The organism is Agrobacterium fabrum str. C58, from assembly GCF_000092025.1.
Taxonomy (GTDB): domain Bacteria; phylum Pseudomonadota; class Alphaproteobacteria; order Rhizobiales; family Rhizobiaceae; genus Agrobacterium; species Agrobacterium fabrum.
On the sequence record NC_003062.2, the window covers coordinates 789,369 to 809,483 of the forward strand.

At 60.5% G+C, this 20,115-nt stretch carries 15 protein-coding genes; 6 read left to right on the forward strand and 9 right to left on the reverse strand.

Translation table 11 applies throughout. The features are described 5' to 3' along the window. Positions 1–49: 49 nt before the first annotated feature. On the reverse strand, positions 50–1,150 hold the full coding sequence (locus tag ATU_RS03910) for a hypothetical protein (protein WP_010972642.1): 1,101 nt from the start codon (positions 1,148–1,150) through the stop codon (positions 50–52). Between the two features lie 236 nt (positions 1,151–1,386). On the opposite strand from ATU_RS03910, the gene ATU_RS03915 reads away from it, so the two are divergent. Then, positions 1,387–2,532 (forward strand): site-specific DNA-methyltransferase, encoded by a 1,146-nt coding sequence (locus ATU_RS03915; RefSeq protein WP_010971153.1) that lies wholly within the window; start codon positions 1,387–1,389, stop codon positions 2,530–2,532. 436 nt (positions 2,533–2,968) lie between these two features. On the opposite strand, the gene ATU_RS03920 is transcribed toward ATU_RS03915, so the two are convergent. The 3 genes from ATU_RS03920 to mutY are packed head-to-tail and all read right to left on the reverse strand — an operon-like array spanning position 2,969 to position 5,484. Next, entirely contained in the window at positions 2,969–3,724 is a 756-nt protein-coding gene (locus ATU_RS03920; RefSeq protein WP_010971155.1) for an alpha/beta hydrolase family protein, read from the reverse strand. Positions 3,725–3,772: 48 nt separating this feature from the next. Next, positions 3,773–4,384 carry an HAD family hydrolase gene (locus ATU_RS03925; protein WP_010971156.1) on the reverse strand — a complete coding sequence of 204 codons (612 nt, stop codon included), beginning with the start codon at positions 4,382–4,384 and terminating at the stop codon, positions 3,773–3,775. Beyond that, entirely contained in the window at positions 4,381–5,484 is a 1,104-nt protein-coding gene (gene mutY / locus ATU_RS03930) for an A/G-specific adenine glycosylase (protein WP_010971157.1), read from the reverse strand. The genes ATU_RS03925 and mutY overlap by 4 nt, the downstream gene beginning before the upstream one ends. A 98-nt stretch (positions 5,485–5,582) precedes the next feature. Here mutY and ATU_RS03935 point away from each other — a divergent pair, with 98 nt between their 5' ends. From ATU_RS03935 to ATU_RS03945, 3 genes are all read left to right on the forward strand, one after another. Next, positions 5,583–6,110, forward strand: a complete 528-nt coding sequence (locus tag ATU_RS03935; protein ID WP_010972643.1) for a DUF721 domain-containing protein — start codon at positions 5,583–5,585, stop codon at positions 6,108–6,110. Between the two features lie 128 nt (positions 6,111–6,238). Continuing rightward, positions 6,239–6,919, forward strand: coding sequence for a DsbA family protein (locus ATU_RS03940; protein WP_006309853.1), 681 nt, complete (start codon positions 6,239–6,241; stop codon positions 6,917–6,919). Between the two features lie 84 nt (positions 6,920–7,003). Further along, positions 7,004–10,471 carry a chromosome segregation SMC family protein gene (locus ATU_RS03945; protein WP_010971158.1) on the forward strand — a complete coding sequence of 1,156 codons (3,468 nt, stop codon included), beginning with the start codon at positions 7,004–7,006 and terminating at the stop codon, positions 10,469–10,471. A 433-nt stretch (positions 10,472–10,904) separates the two neighbouring features. On the opposite strand, the gene ATU_RS03950 is transcribed toward ATU_RS03945, so the two are convergent. After that, complete coding sequence (locus ATU_RS03950) at positions 10,905–11,876, reverse strand: VOC family protein (RefSeq protein ID WP_010971159.1); 972 nt, start codon at positions 11,874–11,876, stop codon at positions 10,905–10,907. 226 nt (positions 11,877–12,102) lie between these two features. On the opposite strand from ATU_RS03950, the gene ppdK reads away from it, so the two are divergent. After that, positions 12,103–14,829, forward strand: coding sequence for a pyruvate, phosphate dikinase (gene ppdK / locus ATU_RS03955; RefSeq protein WP_010971160.1), 2,727 nt, complete (start codon positions 12,103–12,105; stop codon positions 14,827–14,829). On the opposite strand, the gene ATU_RS03960 is transcribed toward ppdK, so the two are convergent. The 3 genes from ATU_RS03960 to ATU_RS03970 all read right to left on the reverse strand — a co-directional run bounded on the left by ATU_RS03960 (position 14,807) and on the right by ATU_RS03970 (position 17,148). Then, positions 14,807–15,079 (reverse strand): hypothetical protein, encoded by a 273-nt coding sequence (locus ATU_RS03960; protein WP_006310254.1) that lies wholly within the window; start codon positions 15,077–15,079, stop codon positions 14,807–14,809. The genes ppdK and ATU_RS03960 overlap by 23 nt on opposite strands. A 166-nt stretch (positions 15,080–15,245) precedes the next feature. Next, positions 15,246–15,578 carry an MliC family protein gene (locus ATU_RS03965; protein ID WP_006310255.1) on the reverse strand — a complete coding sequence of 111 codons (333 nt, stop codon included), beginning with the start codon at positions 15,576–15,578 and terminating at the stop codon, positions 15,246–15,248. Positions 15,579–15,783: 205 nt separating this feature from the next. Beyond that, entirely contained in the window at positions 15,784–17,148 is a 1,365-nt protein-coding gene (locus tag ATU_RS03970; protein ID WP_010971161.1) for a dicarboxylate/amino acid:cation symporter, read from the reverse strand. Between the two features lie 760 nt (positions 17,149–17,908). On the opposite strand from ATU_RS03970, the gene ATU_RS03975 reads away from it, so the two are divergent. Then, positions 17,909–18,829 (forward strand): DUF1499 domain-containing protein, encoded by a 921-nt coding sequence (locus ATU_RS03975; protein WP_010971163.1) that lies wholly within the window; start codon positions 17,909–17,911, stop codon positions 18,827–18,829. 178 nt (positions 18,830–19,007) lie between these two features. Here the strand turns inward: ATU_RS03975 and ATU_RS03980 are convergent, their stop codons facing one another. Then, on the reverse strand, positions 19,008–19,916 hold the full coding sequence (locus tag ATU_RS03980; RefSeq protein WP_010971164.1) for an MBL fold metallo-hydrolase: 909 nt from the start codon (positions 19,914–19,916) through the stop codon (positions 19,008–19,010). Between the last annotated feature and the right edge of the window lie 199 nt (positions 19,917–20,115).

The window sequence follows — 20,115 nt, forward strand, 5'->3', positions numbered from 1 at the left end:
GGGAGGGGCAGGAGGAATGAGGATGCGGGGAACAACCGCCCCGTGGCAATTACTCCGCCACAGTCGTCTCGGTCCGCTCCGCCGCCTTGACGGTCGCCGTGATCTCCTTCGGGTCGCGGCCGGACTTCTTGTCGTAGCTTACCTTCACCGAATAATCGCCGGGATGCAGGGTTTCCTGATGTTTCGTGCCGTAACGGCCGGAAATCTCCTTCTGCGTGCCCTGAAGGTCCTTGGTCGTTTCAACAATATCGATCCGTTCCGCGCCGGGGGCGGTGATGGCAAGAACGCCGGCATCGAGATTGAGGGTAATTTCCGAGCGTTGTCCGGCGGTTACCGTGAATGGCTGTTCCGCCGTCACCTTGCCGAGACGGGCGCGCATCACGAAATCGCCTGCGGGCATTTCCATCATCTTGCCGGTGCCGTAAACGCCGCTGATGGTCTGGCGCGTGCCATCCAGTGTTTCCTTGGCCGACATCGCCTCGAAACGGATGTCGTCCGTCTCGACAGCCTTGCCGCCTTGCGCATAAACCGCCTTGGCGACGACAACGCCGCTCGGAATGACCAACTCGTGGCTGATCTTTTCGCCGGCCTTGATGGCAAGCGTTTCCTGCGCCCGCGCCGGCCCTATGCTGCCGGTGAGGACAATCTCGCCAGCCGGCACGAAGACCGTATTCTGCCCATAGACGCTGTCCTTGAAATCGCCCTTGGTGATTTCGGTTTTCGCCTGGGTTTCTACCTCGCCGCCGGCGCTACGCTTCGGCACCACAGTCAGTTCCGCCGCGTCGAAATTCACCTTCGGCCGCGCGATGCTTCCGTCCTTCACCTCGAAGGGCACGTCGCGGGTCACATTGCCGAGCGCCGCCACGCCGACATATCTGCCGGCCGGCAATTTTGCTTCGAAGGTGGCGTCATAGGAACCGCCGGCATTGGTCTCGGTGCGTGCGCCGGTTCGGTCGGCCTTGTAAAAATCCCAACGCACCTTGTCGCTGTTGCCAAGCGAGGGGCCGCCGTCGAACAGCACCGCGTCGGTAACGACGTTATACTGCGGGGTCGGAGCCGGTTCCTGCGACAGCGCCGGTAGCGCCGTTGCGAAAAAAGCGGCACAGACGACATTCATGGAAAAACAAGCCATTTTCATCACGGACCCCATTGCGGATTACCCCCTGCCAGAATCGTTGCTCCCGCAGCTCGCAATTCGCGGAACAGGAGAACCCGTTGTGCACAACGTTTTTGCCGCACTTCAGGTTCCCCGCCTGCCGCCGTAAATCCGGCCGGCGCGCTGCAACAGCCATTTATTTCGCATTTTCCGTGACTTGTTCAGGCTTTGATAACCATCTTCGGTAACCATAAGCGTCAGTAGAGAGTAAGCGTATGGAGCGAGTACCAATGGCAGCAGTTTTTCCGCTGGCCGATTTTCGGCGTGCCGGTTTTGATCGTGCGGGCGAGAGTGACGCCTGGAAAGACAGCATCATCAAAGGTGATTGTGTCGCTGCCTTGGATGCCCTCCCGAGCCAGTCGGTGGATGCGATTTTCGCCGATCCGCCCTATAATCTCCAGCTTGGCGGCACGCTGCACCGGCCCGATCAGTCGCTGGTCGATGCCGTTGATGACGAATGGGACCAGTTCGCCTCCTTCGACGCCTATGACGCCTTCACCCGCGCCTGGCTGCTCGCCTGCCGCCGTGTGCTGAAACCGAACGGCACCATCTGGGTCATCGGCTCCTATCACAATATCTTCCGCGTCGGCGCCATGCTCCAGAACCTCGATTTCTGGATCCTCAACGATATCGTCTGGCGCAAGACCAACCCCATGCCCAATTTCAAGGGCCGCCGTTTCCAGAACGCCCATGAGACGATGATCTGGGCAAGTCGCGATCCGAAAGCCAAGAGCTATACCTTCAACTACGACGCGCTGAAGGCCTCCAACGACGATGTCCAGATGCGCTCGGACTGGCTGTTCCCGATTTGCAGCGGCCATGAGCGGCTGAAAGGCGACGACGGCAAGAAGGTGCATCCCACACAGAAGCCGGAAGCCCTGCTGGCGCGCATCATCATGGCATCGACCAAGCCGGGCGATATCGTGCTTGACCCGTTCTTCGGTTCCGGCACCACGGGTGCCGTTGCAAAACGCCTTGGCCGCCATTTCGTCGGCATCGAGCGCGAACAGGATTATATCGATGCGGCATCCGCCCGCATCACCGCCGTCGAGCCGCTCGGCAAGGCGGAACTGACCGTCATGACCGGCAAGAAGGCCGAGCCGCGCGTGGCCTTTAACACGCTGGTGGAAAGCGGCCTCGTCCGCCCCGGCCAGGTGCTGACGGATGCACGACGTCGCTATAGCGCCATTATTCGTGCCGATGGTACGCTCGCATCCGGCGGGACCGCCGGCTCCATTCACCGCCTCGGCGCGAAGGTGCAGGGTCTCGATGCATGCAATGGATGGACGTTCTGGCATTTCGAGGACGGCGACGCGCTGAAGCCGATCGATGATCTCAGAACCATCATCCGCAGTGAAATGGCAAAGGCTGAATAGTCGAGAGCCGTAGAGGCTGGAGACGGACGATCCACCGCCCGCCCTTGTCAGAATACGTCTCTGTCCGGTTTAGTACCTTCAGTCCCGGATAGAGAAACGACCAACGCCCGGCACCCTGGTGTCGGGCGTTGGTATTTTCGAATATAAAACTTTAGCTAGACAAGTTTCGCGCAAGAGACGCGCAGTACTGTCTCAAATCAGAGCAGTGGTTGTGAAAATCCGGTTCGGAAAGCTCACAAAAACATTGCGTCCGATGCCGCTTGCGGCAGGACTGGCGCAGGCCGGAGACCGCCATTTCCGCCTGCGCCAATTTCTTTTCCCCATCCGTTTTGAAAAACCTTGCCAAATTCTGCACGCTGTCTTCATAGGAGATGCAGAGCGGCATTGGCGATCGCTCGCAGGAGGCCTTGTTCGCTTCGGCTTAACGGTTATAAGATCAGTGAAAAGTGGCAGCAGGGGCAAGTATCCTCGTCAGGAAATTGCGCAGGACTGGAGCGGTAAGCTCGCCCGCGATACGATGCCCACATTCAAAAGTCTGAAGGTCGACGGATAGTCCTGCTTCCGAAATCGCATTTGCGAATCTCTCGGCTTGATCCACCGGTGCACGATCGTCATGTTTACCATGCAAGAGAAGTGTTTCTGCGCGAATTTTGTGTGAATGAAACAGAGCAGAACGATCCAAGAAAGCTGTATTCGTAAGTCCAGCCTCTTTCTCAATTGCCAACTGCAAACCCCGCGGACTGCTTTGATAAGCTCGTTTGAGATCGTAAACGCCACTCGATAGAATGACAGCGCGCAGATCGGGCATCTGGGTGGCAACCATCGCCGACGCGACTGCCCCGCGACTATTGCCGTAAAGAATGATTCGTTCGGGATCGATTAAAGATTGCTTCTGAAGAAAACCCAAGGCAGCTATAATCGCCTGCTGGGTGGTTGGACCGCAAAAGTCTGTGGGGCCTTCGGATGCGCCAAATCCGGGCTGCGAAACCGCCGCCGCCGTGACGTTCAGGCGGGATGAGAAACGGAGCAGCATTCCGTTATCGACAGCCTCTTTCGCCCCCAGAAGAAGCCCGCCCTGATTGCCATGAACAAACAGTATCGCTCCCTTCGGTGGAAATGCGGTTTGAGCCTGGAAAAGTTCAACGGCCGCGCCATCACCTCGATCAATAATATGTCGCGATATCGCAGACATGGCCAGCCCTCAAGTTACAGCCGATGGGTGTAGAGACTACGAATGTCTTTACACCTCCACCCCATAGGCCCGCAAATCCTGCTTCAGCTTTTCCGCGCCGGTAAAATGCACGGCCTGCCAGCCGGCGGCCTTGGCGCCTTCGACATTGGCGAGCGTATCGTCGATGAAGAGGCTGGTGGCCGGATTGAGGCCGAATTCTTTGGCGTGCAGATGGTAGATCGCCACATCCGGCTTCAAAAGCTTCACGTCGCCGGAGACCGTTACGCCGCGCGGCAGGGTGAGGAAGGGGAACATCTTCTGCGCTTCGCGAAAAGTGTCGGAGGCGAAGTTGGTCAGCATCGTCACATCATGGCCGCTGTCGATCAGGGCAACCATGATCGCGACGCTGTCATCATAGGAGTGCGAGACCATCTCGTGCCAGAACTTGCGGAAGGCGCGGATGTGCTCTTCCCGTTCGGGAAACCGCTCAAGCAGCAGCGCCTCGGCATCTTCCCAGCGGCGGCCGCGATCCTGTTCGAGGTTCCAGTCATGGGTGCAGACATTCTCGAAGAACCATTGGCGCTCATCGGCATCGGGAATGAGGCGGCTATAGGGAATATGCGGATCGTAATGGATCAGCACCTTGCCGATGTCGAATACGATATGGTCAATCTTGGTCATCGAAACTTCCTGCTTTTATCGAATGCGGATGGAATAGCCTCTGCAATGACTTTTTTCATCACCGTTGGCAGCGCCTGCGCGTCAAGATTTGTAACCGGCTCCCACCATCCGTCATCCGGTCCGGTTTGAAGGCCATCCGGAACCTGCGCGCGATAGACGGTCAGACGCAGTTCGAAATGGGTGAAGACATGCCCGATCACGCCCGCCATCTGCCAGCCGGCAGCAAAGGGTGCATGGCTCACCTCCGTGCCGCCATCCATCCGCGCAGTCCACGCCGTTGTCGGCACCTCGGTCATGCCGCCGAGGAGCCCGCTGTCGATGCGCCGCCGCAGCAGAATCTCGCCCTCTGTATTCACTGCGACGAAAGCAGCCCCGAGCCGCACCGGCTTTGCCTTTTTTGCGGCTTTCACCGGAAAACGTTCCGGCTCGTCACGGGTAAGCGCCAGACAGGCGCCATTGAAGGGACAGAGCGCGCAGGCCGGCCGTTTCGGCGTGCAGATCGTTGCGCCGAGATCCATCATCGCCTGCGCAAAATCCCCTGGCCTCTCGGCAGGGGTCAATTCCGCCACCTTCGCCTTCATCGCCGGTTTGGAGCCGGGCAGGGGCGCGTCGATGGCAAAGAGCCGCGAAATCACGCGCTCGACATTGCCGTCCATGACAGCAGCCTGCCGGTTGAAGGCGATGGCCGCGACGGCGGCGGACGTATAATCGCCGATGCCGGGCAACTGCTTCAGACCTTCTTCCGTGTCCGGAAAGACGCCACCATGCTCGCGCGCCACGGCTTCCGCGCATTTTTTAAGGTTGCGGGCGCGGGCGTAGTAGCCAAGTCCCGCCCAGGCGGCCATGACATCCTCGACCGGTGCCGTCGCCAGATCGTCAACACGTGGCCAGGCGGCAAGAAACTTCAGGAAATAGGGCTTTACCGCTTGCACCGTCGTCTGCTGCAGCATCACTTCTGAAAGCCAGACGTGGTAGGGATCGGCACGTTTTCCTCGTGCCGCCATGGCCGGGGAGGTGCGCCACGGCAGTTCGCGATGATGCCGGTCGTACCATGCGAGCAGCATCTGCGCATAAGACGACGGGGCGGTTTTTTGAAGCATGGTTTGCCGTTTCTGTTCGATTTGGCCTATAGTTGGGACATAAGAAGCAGGCGATCAAGAACATGTGGATTCGCCGGCTCCCAAAACGTGAGTGAAACATGCGTTATCCCCAGAAGGGCGTTGTACAGAGGAAGGGCGTCGTCCAGATCGCCGAGGTCGCCAATGGCATCATGGACCCCGTGCTGTCGAAGCGGGCGGGCATCAACACGGCGCTGCTCGGCTCCTGGGATGAGATCGCAGGTGATGACTTTGCCGATTGCACCCGGCCGGAAAAGATCACCTGGCCGCGCCGCGACGAGGGCCCGGATCGCGGCGGTTACCAGCCCGGCGTGCTGACGATCGCCTGCGAAGGCGCGCGCGCCCTGTTTCTCACCCATGCCCAGGGCGAACTCATCGCCCGCATCAACGGCTTTTTCGGCTTTCCGGCCGTGCGCCAGATCAGGATCGTGCAGAAGCCGGTGTCGCAGGCCATCACCCGCCGTCGCAAACCGCAGCCCCTGCGTGGTGATGCGGCAAAACGTCTCGATGACATGATGGAAGGCCTCGAGAGCGAGGCATTGCGCAAGGCGGTGGAACGGCTTGGCACGGCGGTCTTGCAGAAGAAGCCGCGTGGCCGAAGCATTTGATCGGTGCGGTTGTCCTTGACTGGTCACAATTCTTTGACAAGAAGAGTCCAGAACTCCGCTTGTGATGAACAGGCCGTCGCTATATCGGAATCAACGGACAATAGAGTCTATTACCAACAGGTGCTTTCATGCATTTTCCCGAACTGACCATTTCCCGTCGCAGCCTTCTCGGCGGTGTTGCTCTTGCCGCCATTGCCACGGCCCTGCCGTTTGCCTTCACGCCCGGCATTGCCGAAGCGCAGGAACTGCCTGAATCCACCGGTGACGTGGATATGGCTGCGGTGATGAAGCCCGGCCCGCTGCCGGAAGCAGCGCTCGGCGATGCCAACGCACCCGTCAAGATCGTCGAATATATGTCGATGACCTGCCCGCACTGCGCCAACTTCCACAACAAGACCTTCGAAGAAATCAAGAAGAAGTACATCGATACCGGCAAGGTCTATTTCGTGCTGCGCGAATTCCCGTTCGATCCGCGCGCCGCTGCCGCCTTCATGCTGGCGCGCTGCGCGCCGGAAGGTCAGTATTTCCCCTTCGTTTCCATGCTGTTCAAACAGCAGCAGAGCTGGGCTGTCGCCCAGGATGCGCGTGCCGCCCTGCTGCAAATGTCGAAAATGGCCGGTTTCTCACAGGAGTCTTTCGAGGCCTGCTTGACGAACCAGAAACTTCTGGATGATGTGAACGCAACCATGCAACGCGGTGCGACGGAATTCGGCGTCAACTCCACGCCGACTTTCATCATCAACGGCAAGAAATACGCAGGAGACATGTCGGTTGAAACCATGTCGGCTGTCATCGACAAGCTGCTCTGATCACCGAAGCCTTCAGAAAGCGGGCGGCGGATATTTCCGCACGCCCGTTTTTTATTGCCCATCTTCTTGCTGGGGTGTGACGGCATGAAGTTCAACAAGCTCCGCGTCGTCGGTTTCAAGTCCTTCGTTGAACCCTCCGAATTCATCATCGAGCCCGGTCTGACCGGCGTTGTCGGCCCGAATGGCTGCGGCAAGTCCAATCTGGTCGAAGCGCTGCGCTGGGTGATGGGCGAGAATTCCTACAAGAACATGCGCGCATCCGGCATGGATGACGTCATCTTTTCCGGCTCCGGCAACCGCCCGGCCAGAAACACCGCCGAAGTCGGCCTTTATCTCGACAATTCCGACCGCACCGCGCCCGCCGCTTTCAACGATGCCGATGAAATTCAGGTGACGCGCCGCATCGAGCGCGAAAACGGCTCCGTTTACCGCATCAATGGCAAGGAAGCCCGCGCCAAGGATGTGCAACTGCTGTTTGCCGATGCCTCCACCGGCGCCCGCTCGCCCTCCATGGTGGGGCAAGGGCGTATCGGCGAGCTCATCAATGCCAAGCCACAAGCCCGTCGCCAGCTGCTGGAAGAGGCGGCCGGCATTTCCGGCCTGCATTCGCGCCGCCACGAGGCCGAGCTTCGCCTGCGCGCCGCCGAGACCAATCTGGAGCGTCTGGAAGACGTGACTGCCCAGCTGGAAAGCCAGATCGAAAGCCTGAAACGTCAGGCGCGCCAGGCCAACCGCTTCAAGATGCTGTCCGCCGATATCCGCGCTCGCGAGGCGACCCTTCTGCACATCCGCTGGGTGGAGGCGAAGGAAGCGGAAGGCGAGGCGGAAAGCGCGCTCAATCAGGCGACCAACATCGTCGCCGAAAAGGCTCAAGGCCAGATGGAAGCGGCCAAGCAGCAGGGCATCGCCAGCCTGAAATTGCCGGAACTGCGCGAGGACGAGGCCCGCGTGGCCGCCGCCCTGCAACGCCTGCAGATCGCCCGCACCCAGCTGGATGACGAGGCAAACCGCCTGCTGCGCCGTCGTGACGAACTGGCCCGCCGTCTCTCGCAGCTTGGCGAGGATATCGTCCGCGAGGAACGGCTGGTCGCCGATAATGCCCAGATACTCGCACGGCTGGACGAAGAAGAGGCCGAACTTCTCGACATCCTCTCCGATTCCGGTCGTCATGCGGATGAGATGCGCGAAGCCTTCGAGGCTGCGGCCGTCAAGCTGGCGGAAAGCGAAGCCGTTTTCACATCAATCACCGCCGAACGCGCCGAGGCGGCGGCCGGCCGTCAGCAGTTGGAGCGGGCGATCCGCGATCTTTCTGACCGCAAGCTGCGGCTGGAGCGGCAATCGCAGGAAGCCTCTGCCGAGATTGACACCATCGACGAAAAACTCTCCGGTCTTCCCGACCCCGCGGAGCGGCGCGAAGCGGTGGAAGCGGCTGAGATTGCCGTCGAGGACGCGTTGATCGTGGCGGAGGAGGCCGAGGCCGCCGTTGCCGAGGCGCGTTCCGCCGAAGCGCTGGCGCGCGGGCCGCTGGAAACGGCGAAGAACCGGCTGAATGCGCTGGATACCGAAGCACGCACCATCACCAAAATGCTCGCCACCAGCGCTGCCGCCAATGGTAGTTTCACGCCGGTGGCGGAAGAAATGACGGTGGAGCGCGGTTATGAGGCCGCACTTGGCGCGGCGCTTGGCGACGATCTCGAAAGCCCGCTCGATGCGAGCGCCCCCGCCTATTGGGGCGGCAATGGAAACGGTGCGGATGATCCCGGCCTGCCGCAGGGCGCTAAACCGCTTCTGGACTATGCGCAGGCGCCGGATGCCCTCCGGCGCGCCCTTGCACAGATTGGTGTCGTTGCAGACGTATCGGAGGCCCGACGCCTTCTGCCGTCGCTGAAAGCCGGCCAGCGGCTGGTAACGCGCGAAGGCGCGCTGTTCCGCTGGGACGGCCATATCGCCAGCGCCGATGCGCCGGGTGCTGCGGCCCTTCGCCTGTCGCAGAAGAACCGCCTCGCCGAAATCGAAGCCGAACTGGACGAGGCCCGCTCCATTCTGGAAGAGGCCGAAGACCAGCTTGCCGCGAAAACCGAGGACATCAGAAGCAGTGAATTGCGGCTCTCGGAGGTGCGTGACCGGAGCCGGCTCGCGACCCGTCAGCTTGCCGAGGCACGCGAGGCGCTGACATCCGCCGAACGGGCCTCGGGCGATCTGCTGCGCCGCCGGGATGTCGTTTCCGAAGCGCAGAACCAGATCGGCGCGCAGATCGACGAGATCGCCGTTCAGGAAGAAAATGCCCGCATCGAAATGGAAGATGCGCCGGATCTTTCCGTGCTTGATCTCCGGCTGCGTGAAAGCCAGCTGGAAGTCGCGACCGACCGCGGCCTGCTGGCGGAGGCCCGCGCTCGCCATGAAGGCGTGAGTCGCGAGGCGGAAAGCCGCCAGCGCAGAATTCAGGCCATAGGGCAGGAGCGTTCCACCTGGGCATCGCGCGCTGCAAGTGCGGCCGATCATATCGCCACATTGCGCGAACGCGAGGAAGAGGCGCGCGAGGAAATCGCCGAGCTTGATATAGCGCCGGAGGAATTCGACGAGAAACGCCGCAACCTCCTCAACGAATTGCAAAAGACCGAAGACGCCCGCCGCGCCGCCGCCGACCGGCTGGCCGAGGCGGAAAACCTGCAGCGTGCCGCCGATCGGGTGGCGGCAACGGCGCTTTCCGAACTGGCCGAAGCCCGCGAAAAGCGCGGCCGTGCCGAAGAACGTCTGGTTTCCGCCCGCGAGAAACGGCTGGAAACCGAACACCGCATCCGCGAAACACTGAATACCGAGCCTCATATGGCATTTCGCCTGACCGGCCTTGGCCCGGATCAGCCGAAGCCCGATATCCGCGATGTCGAGCGCGATCTCGACCGGCTGAAGATCGAGCGCGAAAGGCTTGGTGCCGTCAATCTGCGCGCCGAGGAGGAACAGGCGGAGCTTTCCGGCAAGCTCGAGGCGCTGATCAAGGAGCGGGATGATATCATCGATGCCGTGCGCAAGCTGCGCGCCGGCATCCAGAGCCTCAACCGCGAGGGTCGTGAGAGGCTGATTGCCGCCTTCGACGTGGTCAATTCACAGTTCCAGCGGCTGTTCACCCATCTTTTCGGTGGCGGCACGGCAGAATTGCAGCTGATCGAATCCGACGACCCGCTGGAAGCCGGCCTCGAAATCCTCGCCCGCCCGCCCGGCAAGAAGCCGCAGACCATGACGCTGCTTTCCGGCGGCGAGCAGGCGCTGACGGCGATGGCGCTGATCTTTGCGGTCTTCCTCACCAATCCCGCGCCCATCTGCGTGCTGGACGAGGTGGATGCGCCGCTCGACGACCACAATGTCGAGCGCTACTGCAACCTGATGGATGAGATGGTGGCCTCCACCGAGACGCGATTCGTTATCATCACCCATAATCCCATCACCATGGCGCGCATGAACCGCCTGTTCGGTGTCACCATGGCCGAACAGGGCGTCTCGCAACTCGTCTCCGTGGATTTGCAGACTGCCGAACAGCTGCGCGAAGCCGTCTGAGGCGCCTTTTCCGGTTCTCTTCGCCAATTATGCTCATTTTGAATTTATCTTGCTATCTCACCCATTCGGGTGAGCGACATCACGCGGCATTTTGTTATGGTCTGCCTATAAGTCTAGGGCTCTCTCCAGACCCCACCATCCGGTTTCCTGTACCGGATGGAATGCCTTGCGAGGCCGCTGCCGTGGCCTCGCAAGGCTTTCTTTTTGGGGTGCATGCGCCTCCTTTTTCCTCATTCCTGTGCTCGTCACAGGAAACCAGCCGGCGCGCGTCTGCGCGGCGAGAGGAGTCCTCCCAGCCCAAGGACTTGGGCTGGCTAGATTCCTGTGACGAGCACAGGAATGAGGGAATGCGGATGCTTTGCTTTGCGGAATTCGAACCATGTGGCGCAGGCGTTCTCGGCATCTATTCGTCGCAAAATTTAAGCCTCAAACCTCACCCCGGCACAAGCCGCAGCCGCGTGCCCCAGGGATCGATCGCTTCCACGACATTATTCTCCATCTCCACCAGCACGTAACCGGCGGCCCGCAGCCGTGTTTTCTGCGCCTCGAGATCGGCGGGATTGCGAACGGCGAGTGAAAACCAGTCGAGACCGGTTTCCATGGCGTTGCGTTCCTTCGCACCACGGCTGCTCCAGCTATTCACCGCTAGATGGTGATGATAGCCGCCGGAGGAGAGGAAAGAGGCGTCCGAGCGCGCATCCTGCGTCGGTCGCAGGCCGACGGCCGATTCGTAAAAGGCGCGGGCGGTGGCGATTTCGCCGACCCGCAGGTGTATGTGGCCAATGCGCATGCCGGCCGGGGCTGCCTCATAATCGCTTTTTCTGGTATCGGTCAGCGTCACGAGATCATCGACGTCGAGTGGTTCGGTGCCCATCTTCACCACGTTGCCGCTCCAGACCCATGTATCTTTCGGCCGGTCGCTGTAAACCTCGATACCGTTGCCTTCGGGATCATTGAGATAGATCGCCTCGCTGACATTGTGATCGGCAAAACCTGACAGAGGCACCTGCTTCAGCGCCGCATGCACCAGCCAGCGGGCCAGATCCTTGCGAGAGGGCATCAGATAGGCGATGTGGAACAGGCCGGCGGAGGTTGGGCTTTCGAAATCTGCCGCCGGCTTGTGTACGAGATCGAGCAGCGGCACGGCGCCGACACCGAGCGTCACGCCCCTTGCCGTGCGTTCCACCTCGTTCATGCCGAGTACTGAGCGGTAATAATCGATCATCTGATCGAGATCGCGGACGCGCAGCGCCGCCTGACCCACATGTATCGGTGTCGTTAAGGCGAAGGGCAGGGCGGCATTTGCGGGGGCTGCACCCCCTTCTGCTTTGAGCGCACCGGCAAGAGCGGTGGCGGCACAGGAAATTCCGGCAAATTTCAACGTATGGCGGCGGGTAAATTGCATGAATAATCTCTTTGCAGCGATTTGAATGGCTTAGGCAACACTCCGTTTCAGCGCACTACACGAATGCGTCAATCATGCCGTATTTGGCCTTTGCGGCAATTCTTGCGCGCAATTTGCCGCAATTATGCTGCACTGCGATGTAAACTGCACGTTGCGGCGTTCCCAACATGCTGGCAATGCTGTAGATGATAGAAAAATGACAACGCTTCTGGGTGGAGAGCGTGGAATGAAAAAGTGGGTTTATACCTTCGGCAATGGTGCTGCCGAAGGCGGGGCAGGTGACGTTGCTATATTGGGCGGCAAGGGCGCGAACCTTGCCGAAATGGCAAGTCTCGGCCTACCCGTTCCCCCCGGCCTCACGATTATAGCCGATGCCTGCGCGCTTTATCACAAGAATGGCCGCGATCTTCCCGAAGAGCTGAAGCTGCAGGTCATGGCCGGGCTGCACGGCATGGAGATTGTCACCGGCAAGACCTTCGGCGGCAGCCATTCGCCACTGCTGATCTCCGTCCGCTCCGGCGCCCGCGCCTCCATGCCCGGCATGATGGATACCGTCCTCAACCTCGGTCTCAATGACCGCACGGTCGAGGCGCTGGGCCATGATGCGGGTGATGCCCGTTTTGCCTGGGACAGCTACCGCCGTTTCATCCAGATGTATGGCGATGTCGTCATGGGCCTCGATCATGAAATGTTCGAGGAAATTCTCGAAGATGAGAAAGGCCGCCTCGGCCATGAATACGATACCGACATGTCGGCGGTCGAATGGCAGCACGTCGTTTCGCTTTACAAGAAGCTGATCGAGGACGAGCTCGGCGAAGCCTTCCCGCAGGATTGTCATGTCCAGCTCTGGGGCGCGATCGGCGCCGTTTTCGCCAGCTGGACCAATCATCGCGCCGTGACCTACCGGCATCTGCACAATATTCCGGGTGACTGGGGTACAGCCGTCAACGTGCAGGCCATGGTCTTCGGCAATCTCGGTTCGTCCTCGGCAACCGGCGTCGCCTTCACCCGCAATCCCTCCACCGGTGAGGCGGAGCTTTACGGCGAATTCCTCGTCAATGCGCAAGGGGAGGACGTGGTTGCGGGCATCCGCACGCCGCAATCCATCACGGAAGCCGCGCGGCTGGTATCGGGTTCCGACAAGCCTTCCATGGAAAAGCTGATGCCGGAGGCGTTTTCCGAATTTCTTGCGATCTGCAAGCGGCTGGAAACGCATTACCGTGACATGCAGGATCTGGAATTCACCATCGAGCGCGGCAAGCTCTGGATGCTGCAGACCCGTTCCGGCAAGCGCACCACCCGCGCCGCCATGAAAATCGCCGTCGATATGGTGGAAGCGGGGCTGATTTCGCAGGAGGAGGCCGTCTGCCGCATCGAGCCGTCGTCGCTCGACCAGCTGCTGCACCCGACCATCGATCCCGGCATTTCCCGCCCTATCATCGGTTCCGGCCTGCCGGCCTCGCCTGGTGCGGCGACCGGTGAGATCGTCTTCACATCGGAAGAGGCGGTCGCCGCCGAAGCCGAGGGGCGTCGTGTCATTCTGGTGCGCATCGAAACCAGCCCGGAAGATATTCACGGCATGCATGCCGCCGAAGGCATTCTGACGACGCGTGGCGGCATGACCAGCCACGCCGCCGTGGTGGCACGCGGCATGGGCATCCCTTGCGTCACCGGCGCCGGCTCCATGCGCGTGGACATGCGTAACAAGGTGCTGATCGGCGTCGGCTGTATGCTGAAGCGCGGCGATGTCATCACCATCGATGGCTCTTCCGGCCGGGTGCTGAAGGGCGAAGTACCGATGACGCAGCCGGAACTGTCAGGCGATTTCGGCAAGCTGATGCAATGGGCGGACAATCTGCGCCGAATGACCGTGCGCACCAATGCAGATACGCCGGCCGATGCCCGCGCCGCCCGTGCCTTCGGCGCTGAGGGTATTGGCCTCTGCCGCACCGAACACATGTTCTTTGAAGGCGACCGCATCCATGTGATGCGCGAGATGATCCTTGCCGAAAGCGAAAAGGGCAGGCGGGCAGCGCTCGATCAGCTTCTGCCGATGCAGCGTTCGGATTTTACCGAGCTGTTCCAGATCATGCACGGCCTGCCGGTCACGATCCGCCTGCTCGATCCGCCGCTGCACGAATTCCTGCCGAAGAGCGATGGTGAGATCGTCGAGGTCGCAGCCGCCATGGGCATGCCGCAGACGGTGTTCCGCCAAAGGCTGGATGCGCTGCACGAATTTAACCCCATGCTCGGCCACCGCGGCTGCCGGCTGGCCATTTCCTATCCCGAAATCGCCGAAATGCAGGCACGCGCCATTTTTGAAGCGGCTGTGGCTGCGGCGCGCATCACCGGTGCGCCTGTTGTGCCTGAGATCATGGTGCCGCTGGTCGGCCTCCGCTCCGAACTGGATTACGTCAAGGCTGTCATCGACACGGTGGCCGCGGAGGTGGCTGAAGAGACCGGCATGAGCATCGAATATCTGACCGGCACCATGATCGAGCTGCCGCGTGCGGCCCTGCGTGCCCATGTCATTGCAGAAGCGGCGGAATTCTTCTCCTTCGGCACCAACGACCTGACGCAGACGACTTTCGGCATTTCGCGCGACGATGCGGCGCGTTTCATCAATACCTATCAGCGCAAGGGCATCATCGAACGCGATCCGTTCATCTCGCTCGATTTCGACGGTGTGGGAGAACTGATCCGCATTGCCGCCGAACGCGGCCGCCAGACGCGGCCGGAACTGAAGCTCGGTATCTGCGGTGAACATGGCGGCGATCCGGCCTCGATCCATTTCTGCGAGGATGCGGATCTAGACTACGTGTCGTGCTCACCCTTCCGCGTGCCCATCGCCCGGCTTGCGGCGGCGCAGGCGACGCTCGCTGCAAAGGCAAAGCAGGGGGAAACACCAAGCAACGTCGCCTTCATTCCCGTCAGGGGTTCTGTCGGACGATGATCTGACGCTCGACAACGACCGGCCGGTAGAACATGTCGCGGTTCATCTGCGCCTGCCAGGCGCGGTTGTCGGCGCGGCGGTCCATCTCCAGATCGAGAAGGCAACCGGCCATCGGGTCCGTGCCGGGGCGGAAACCATAACCCCTGCATGTTGCTTCATCCCGCGCCCGGCGCTCTTCCGGTGTCAGCGTCTGGCAGGCGGTGAGCGCCACGAGGGCGGCAAGCGAACCGAGGACGATGGAAACACGCATCTTGTTTCTCCCTGATATGACAGCCGTACGGCACTTTTATCGCCGCGATTGATACGCCTGTTTGCATTTGGGGAAAAGTCGCGCTGGCGCGGAAAGTTGCCGCCGCGCCTCGCTTCCATGCACAAAGACCTCGGTCACGCTGCAAGCGCCTCTCGCGTGCGAGCCGTCACTCAGTGCAGCCGGAAAGCAGCGTTTCCCGGCTGTCGCTCAGAGTGGCACTGTTGCCCTCGGTGCGCAGAACATAGGTGTAATTTCGATCGATCGCCTTGTAGACGGCGCCGGAAGCGGTTCTCTGCTCCGCCATCGGGATCATTTCGTCCATCTGCAAAAGGATTGCAAAACTTTTTCCGTCTGCGCCGTTGACGTAGACCACACGCATCGTTTCATTGTTTGCACAGGCGTAAGACACGGCGTCGACCGTCGTGGAACCGGCCGCTGCTGACGATACATGGGCATTAAGTGCCAGTATGCTCATGATTGTAAAATACAATATTTTCATATTTTTATTTTCCAAATTTTTGACGTTGTGGAGTTTTATCTTAAATATAACTGAAGTATAATTAATCTAATATTCAGTTATATTTACTTATTTTGTTTTATATTTTGTCAAAAATGTGGATATTCTGGCGAGAAGCCGGGTGGCGCACGTTATTTACGGTGCGCTTCGAAGTGGAGCGCACCGTATCTTTTTGACCAGTTCTCCGTCAGGCCGTCACGGCCTCACGGTCATCGAGCGTGTCGATATCCTTGGCGTTGTTATAAACCGCCTCATTGAGAATGCCTTCGCGCTTGGCGACGATGGTGGGCACCAGTGCCTGGCCGGCGACGTTGACCGCCGTGCGGCCCATGTCGAGGATCGGATCGATTGCGAGCAGCAGGCCGACACCTTCAAGCGGCAGGCCGAGCGTGGAAAGCGTCAACGTCAGCATCACAACCGCGCCTGTAAGGCCCGCCGTTGCGGCGGAACCGAGCACGGACACGAAGACGATCAGCACATATTCCTGAATGCCGAGCGGCACCTGGAAGAACTGCGCGATGAAGATCGCCGAGATTGCCGGATAGATCGCGGCGCAGCCATCCATCTTGGTGGTAGCGCCGAGCGGCACGGAGAAGGCGGCATATTCGCGCGGCACGCCAAGGCTCTTTTCCGTCACGGTTTCGGTGACGGGCAGCGTGCCGATGGAGGAGCGCGACACGAAGGCCAGCTGGATGGCCGGCCATGCGCCCGCAAAGAACCGCGAAGGCTTCAGACCATGGGCGAGAAGCAGCGCCGGATAGACGACGAAGAGCACGAGCGCGAGACCGATATAAACGGCCGCCGCATACCAGCCGAGCTGCGACAGCGTCGTCCAGCCATATTGGTCAACCGCGCGGCCGAGCAGGCCGATGGTGCCGATGGGGGTGAGGCGGATGACCCACCACAGGATTTTACGCACGATGGCGAGCAGCGACTGGTTGAAGGCGAGGAAGGGTTCCGCCGCCTTGCCGGCTTTGAGGGCTGCGACACCAAAAGCAATGGAAACCACGAGCAGCTGCAGCACGTTGAAGTTCAGCGAGGTGCTGCCGGCGCCGTTGGTGATTTTGGTAGACGCCTCAAGGCCGAAGACGTTGGCCGGAACGAGACCCTTCAGGAAATCCAGCCAGGAGCCGGTGGAAGAAGGGGCCGCCGCTGCCGTGTTGGCAATTGCCGTGTTGACGCCCGGCTGAATGACGAGGCCGAGCACGATGCCGATGACCACGGCGATCAGGGCGGTGATGGCGAACCACAGAAGCGTCTGCCAGACGAGCTTTGCCGCATTGGAAAGATTCTTGAGATTGGCGATGGAAGCGACGATAGCCGTAAAGATCAGCGGCGGTACGAGCGCGCGCAAAAGCTGCACGAAAATGCTGCCGATGGTCTGCAGCGTGACCGAAAGCCAGTTCGGATTGCCGGCTGCATCGGGGCCGATGTTGCGGGCAACAAGGCCGAGCAGCAGGCCGATGACCATGGCAATCAGAACCTGAAAGCCGAAATTGCGATAAAAGGGTTTCGACCCGGAGGAGCCGGCGGACGTCGTTGCCTGTGACATGATCTGTCTCTTTATTGTGCAAGAAAACGAGAATGTTGCACTTTTTACACGCATTCTCGAGGGAGGTCGCCGAGGATACGCCGATTTCCTCAGCAATTAAGGGATGGACTTGCGTATTTGTTGCATTGTCGGGTAATTATTCTCTTAATCGGCAGGAATGCGGAAAAATATTCTCGTTTCTTGTTGCCGTAGCCTGTCCGTCGGTCGGGGCAATATCGGAAGCCCGGAGAGCATCTGCATTTGGCAGGAGCGTTGCGTACCGCGGACCATGTCCACTACGGTCCGGTTTAAGTTTCTGGACAAGGCACAAGACTCTCATTCGAATAGGCTTTCCGGATTTTCGCCTTAACCGGAGACCAAAGAAGAGCGGCGTCGTTCGATGGGAAGGAAAGTCATGCCAATTGCGCCGACGTCATCCTCGGGCCTGTCCCGAGGATCTGCCAACGTATTGTTTTTATTCGACGTGGTTAGATCCTCGGCCCAAGGCCGAGGATGACGTTGAGTGAATGTTCACCCTTTATCACCGACTTCAAGGGGACTGCATTCTGCCTCGAAATTTAAACCGGACAGCAGCGGATCATGTCCGGCATGACGGAAGAGAGGTCTTCGGAGGTTGTGAGCACGCTTTACCCGCAGATCAAACCCCTCTTTTGTTTTCCTCGCCGCAAATCCGGTCTATGACATCATATGCAGGTGATTCCCTGCCAGAATTCGGGTGCAACGCTTTCAAGCCAATGCGATCTAACGGATATCCGCTTCCATGACTGTGCGTTTCGTCCGGCCTTTTTCGGTGGCAGCCTATCTTTCCCGCTATCTCGGTCTTGCGGCGCTGGCGCTTTTTCTTGTCGCCGCCGGCATCCATCGCTTCGGGCCGTTGACGACGCCGGATCTTGTCGGGCTGCTCATCATTGCCGCCGGCATTGCTCTCGTGGCCGTGCTTCTGGCGCTGATCGGCCTGGAGCGGCTGTGGACCACGGGCGCGCGCGGCGGGCTTTCGGCGCTGGCCGCGCTGCTTCTCTCCGCCCTGCCACTCGGCGTCGTTGGTTATGGTGCCTTTCTTTATTGGCAGCAGCCGAAGATTTACGACATTTCCACTGATCTGACCGACGTGCCGGAATGGCTGGCCACACCCGCCGCCAACCAGCAATGGCTGGTGCGGCCGGTGGCCGTGACGAAAGCCGACCGCGATGCGCAGATGGAGGCTTATGCGAGCCTAGCCGGCCGTCGTTATGAAGGTGCAATCGACCGTATCTATGCCGCCGCCAAAAAAATGGCCGCAGCCCAGTCCATCCGCATTATCCATACGAAGGGTGTGATCGGCGCGGAAGATGCCCCCTCCGTCGGCGTGCCGCCGCAGGACAGGACGCAGCCCACGGAAGATGCGCCGGTGGAAGACCTGCCCTCCATCGTGCCCGTGCCCATGGCCCGCCCGGCAGAAGCGCCGCAGCCCACCTTCTTTAATGGCAGTGGCGTGGTGCTGATGCAGGGCGAAACCCGCACCCGCGTCTGGGGCCTGCGTTTCGATATCCTCATCCGGCTCAAGGAAGAGGCGGAAACCACCATCGTCGACGTGCGTGTGGCCTCCCGCTACGGCCCGCATGATCTCGGCATGGGTGCGGTGATTGCCGAGGCTTATCTCGATGCGCTGGATGCGGAAATGCAAGGGTTGAACGACAATTGAGTTCGTGACGCCGAAAGCTTGGCTGCCGCTAAGCTTCGGCAAGATTGGGGCTTTGCATCGCCTCTGTTTCTTCTCCCCGCCCGGGAGAAGAACAGGCGGTATCCGCTCATTCCGTCAAACGGCGCAGCAAAGAGATGAGGCGGTCGATCCTCGAAGATGTCTCGCGCCAAAACCCTCGTCAGACCGGAAAATACTCGCCCAGCAGCGAAGGCGCGCCGTCTGTGCGCACTTGGCCCTTTTCGATCAGATCCTCGATATGCGCCAGCACGGAAAGGGCGGCCGCGCCGTGCAGGCGCTTGTCGGTGCTGGCATAGATCACCTTCACCATATCGGCGATCCGCCTGTTGCCGTCGCGGATACGCTTCAGAACCGCTTTTTCCCGCATGCGGCGGTGGGCGCGAAGCCCGCGCATGAAGGCGGCGGGGTCGGTGACCGGTCCGCCATGGCCGGGCAGAAACAGCCGGTCGTCGCGGGCGAGCAGCCGCTCCAGCGAGGCCATGTAGTCGCTCATCGCGCCATCAGGCGGTGCGACGATGGTGGTGGCCCAGGCCATGACGTGATCGGCGGAAAAGACGATGCCGCTGCCCTCAAGCGCAAAGGCGGCGTGATTGGCGGTGTGGCCCGGCGTATGCAGCGCGGTCAGCCTCCAGCCGTCGCCGGAAAGGCTCTGCCCGTCGCCAAGCGTAATGTCCGGCGCGAAAGCCGTATCGGAACTTTCGGCAAAGGGATTGGTTTCGCCCACATGCAGCGGCCGGGCAGCGCGATGCGGACCTTCCGCCACCGTCAGCGCCCCGGTCGCCTGTGCCAGCCGGCTGGCCAGCGGCGAATGATCGCGATGGGTGTGGCTGACGAAGATATGGGTCACCTCGCGCCCATCAAGTGCCGCCATCAAAGCCTGAAAATGCGCCTCATCCTCCGGACCCGGATCGATGACGGCAACGGAGCGGTCACCGACGATATAGGAATTCGTGCCATGGAAGGTGAAGGCGGAAGGATTGTTGACGGTGAGGCGCTGGATGAGCGGGGCGACAGGAACCGCCTCGCCATAGGCCGGCTTGAAATCGAGATCGAATGCCGGGTCCGCCATCGAGACCTCCTGAATGAATGCCATGCCGAAAATGCCGGCGGCACCCGCCGCACAATCGCCAAGCCCTATCATGCCGCCTGCGGCCCGGCACCCAAAAAGCTTGGGTTTTGTGAAAAAATTGGTCGCCGGGTCATTGCCGCGCCGGGCAGGCTTTGCTAATCAGGCGCGGTTCAGGCAGCGGCGTTTCGCTCTCGCTGCC

Excerpts from the sequence above, each read along its gene's own strand:
- ATU_RS03950 (WP_010971159.1), bottom strand. The coding sequence starts at position 11,876 with ATGCAATTTACCCGCCGCCATACGTTGAAATTTGCCGGAATTTCCTGT.
- ATU_RS03910 (WP_010972642.1), bottom strand. The coding sequence starts at position 1,150 with ATGGGGTCCGTGATGAAAATGGCTTGTTTTTCCATGAATGTCGTCTGT.
- ATU_RS03925 (WP_010971156.1), bottom strand. The coding sequence starts at position 4,384 with ATGACCAAGATTGACCATATCGTATTCGACATCGGCAAGGTGCTGATC.
- ATU_RS03960 (WP_006310254.1), bottom strand. The coding sequence starts at position 15,079 with ATGCGTGTTTCCATCGTCCTCGGTTCGCTTGCCGCCCTCGTGGCGCTC.
- ATU_RS03975 (WP_010971163.1), top strand. The coding sequence starts at position 17,909 with ATGACTGTGCGTTTCGTCCGGCCTTTTTCGGTGGCAGCCTATCTTTCC.
- mutY (WP_010971157.1), bottom strand. The coding sequence starts at position 5,484 with ATGCTTCAAAAAACCGCCCCGTCGTCTTATGCGCAGATGCTGCTCGCA.
- ATU_RS03940 (WP_006309853.1), top strand. The coding sequence starts at position 6,239 with ATGCATTTTCCCGAACTGACCATTTCCCGTCGCAGCCTTCTCGGCGGT.
- ATU_RS03915 (WP_010971153.1), top strand. The coding sequence starts at position 1,387 with ATGGCAGCAGTTTTTCCGCTGGCCGATTTTCGGCGTGCCGGTTTTGAT.
- ATU_RS03970 (WP_010971161.1), bottom strand. The coding sequence starts at position 17,148 with ATGTCACAGGCAACGACGTCCGCCGGCTCCTCCGGGTCGAAACCCTTT.
- ATU_RS03965 (WP_006310255.1), bottom strand. The coding sequence starts at position 15,578 with ATGAAAATATTGTATTTTACAATCATGAGCATACTGGCACTTAATGCC.
- ppdK (WP_010971160.1), top strand. The coding sequence starts at position 12,103 with ATGAAAAAGTGGGTTTATACCTTCGGCAATGGTGCTGCCGAAGGCGGG.
- ATU_RS03945 (WP_010971158.1), top strand. The coding sequence starts at position 7,004 with ATGAAGTTCAACAAGCTCCGCGTCGTCGGTTTCAAGTCCTTCGTTGAA.
- ATU_RS03980 (WP_010971164.1), bottom strand. The coding sequence starts at position 19,916 with ATGGCGGACCCGGCATTCGATCTCGATTTCAAGCCGGCCTATGGCGAG.
- ATU_RS03920 (WP_010971155.1), bottom strand. The coding sequence starts at position 3,724 with ATGTCTGCGATATCGCGACATATTATTGATCGAGGTGATGGCGCGGCC.
- ATU_RS03935 (WP_010972643.1), top strand. The coding sequence starts at position 5,583 with ATGCGTTATCCCCAGAAGGGCGTTGTACAGAGGAAGGGCGTCGTCCAG.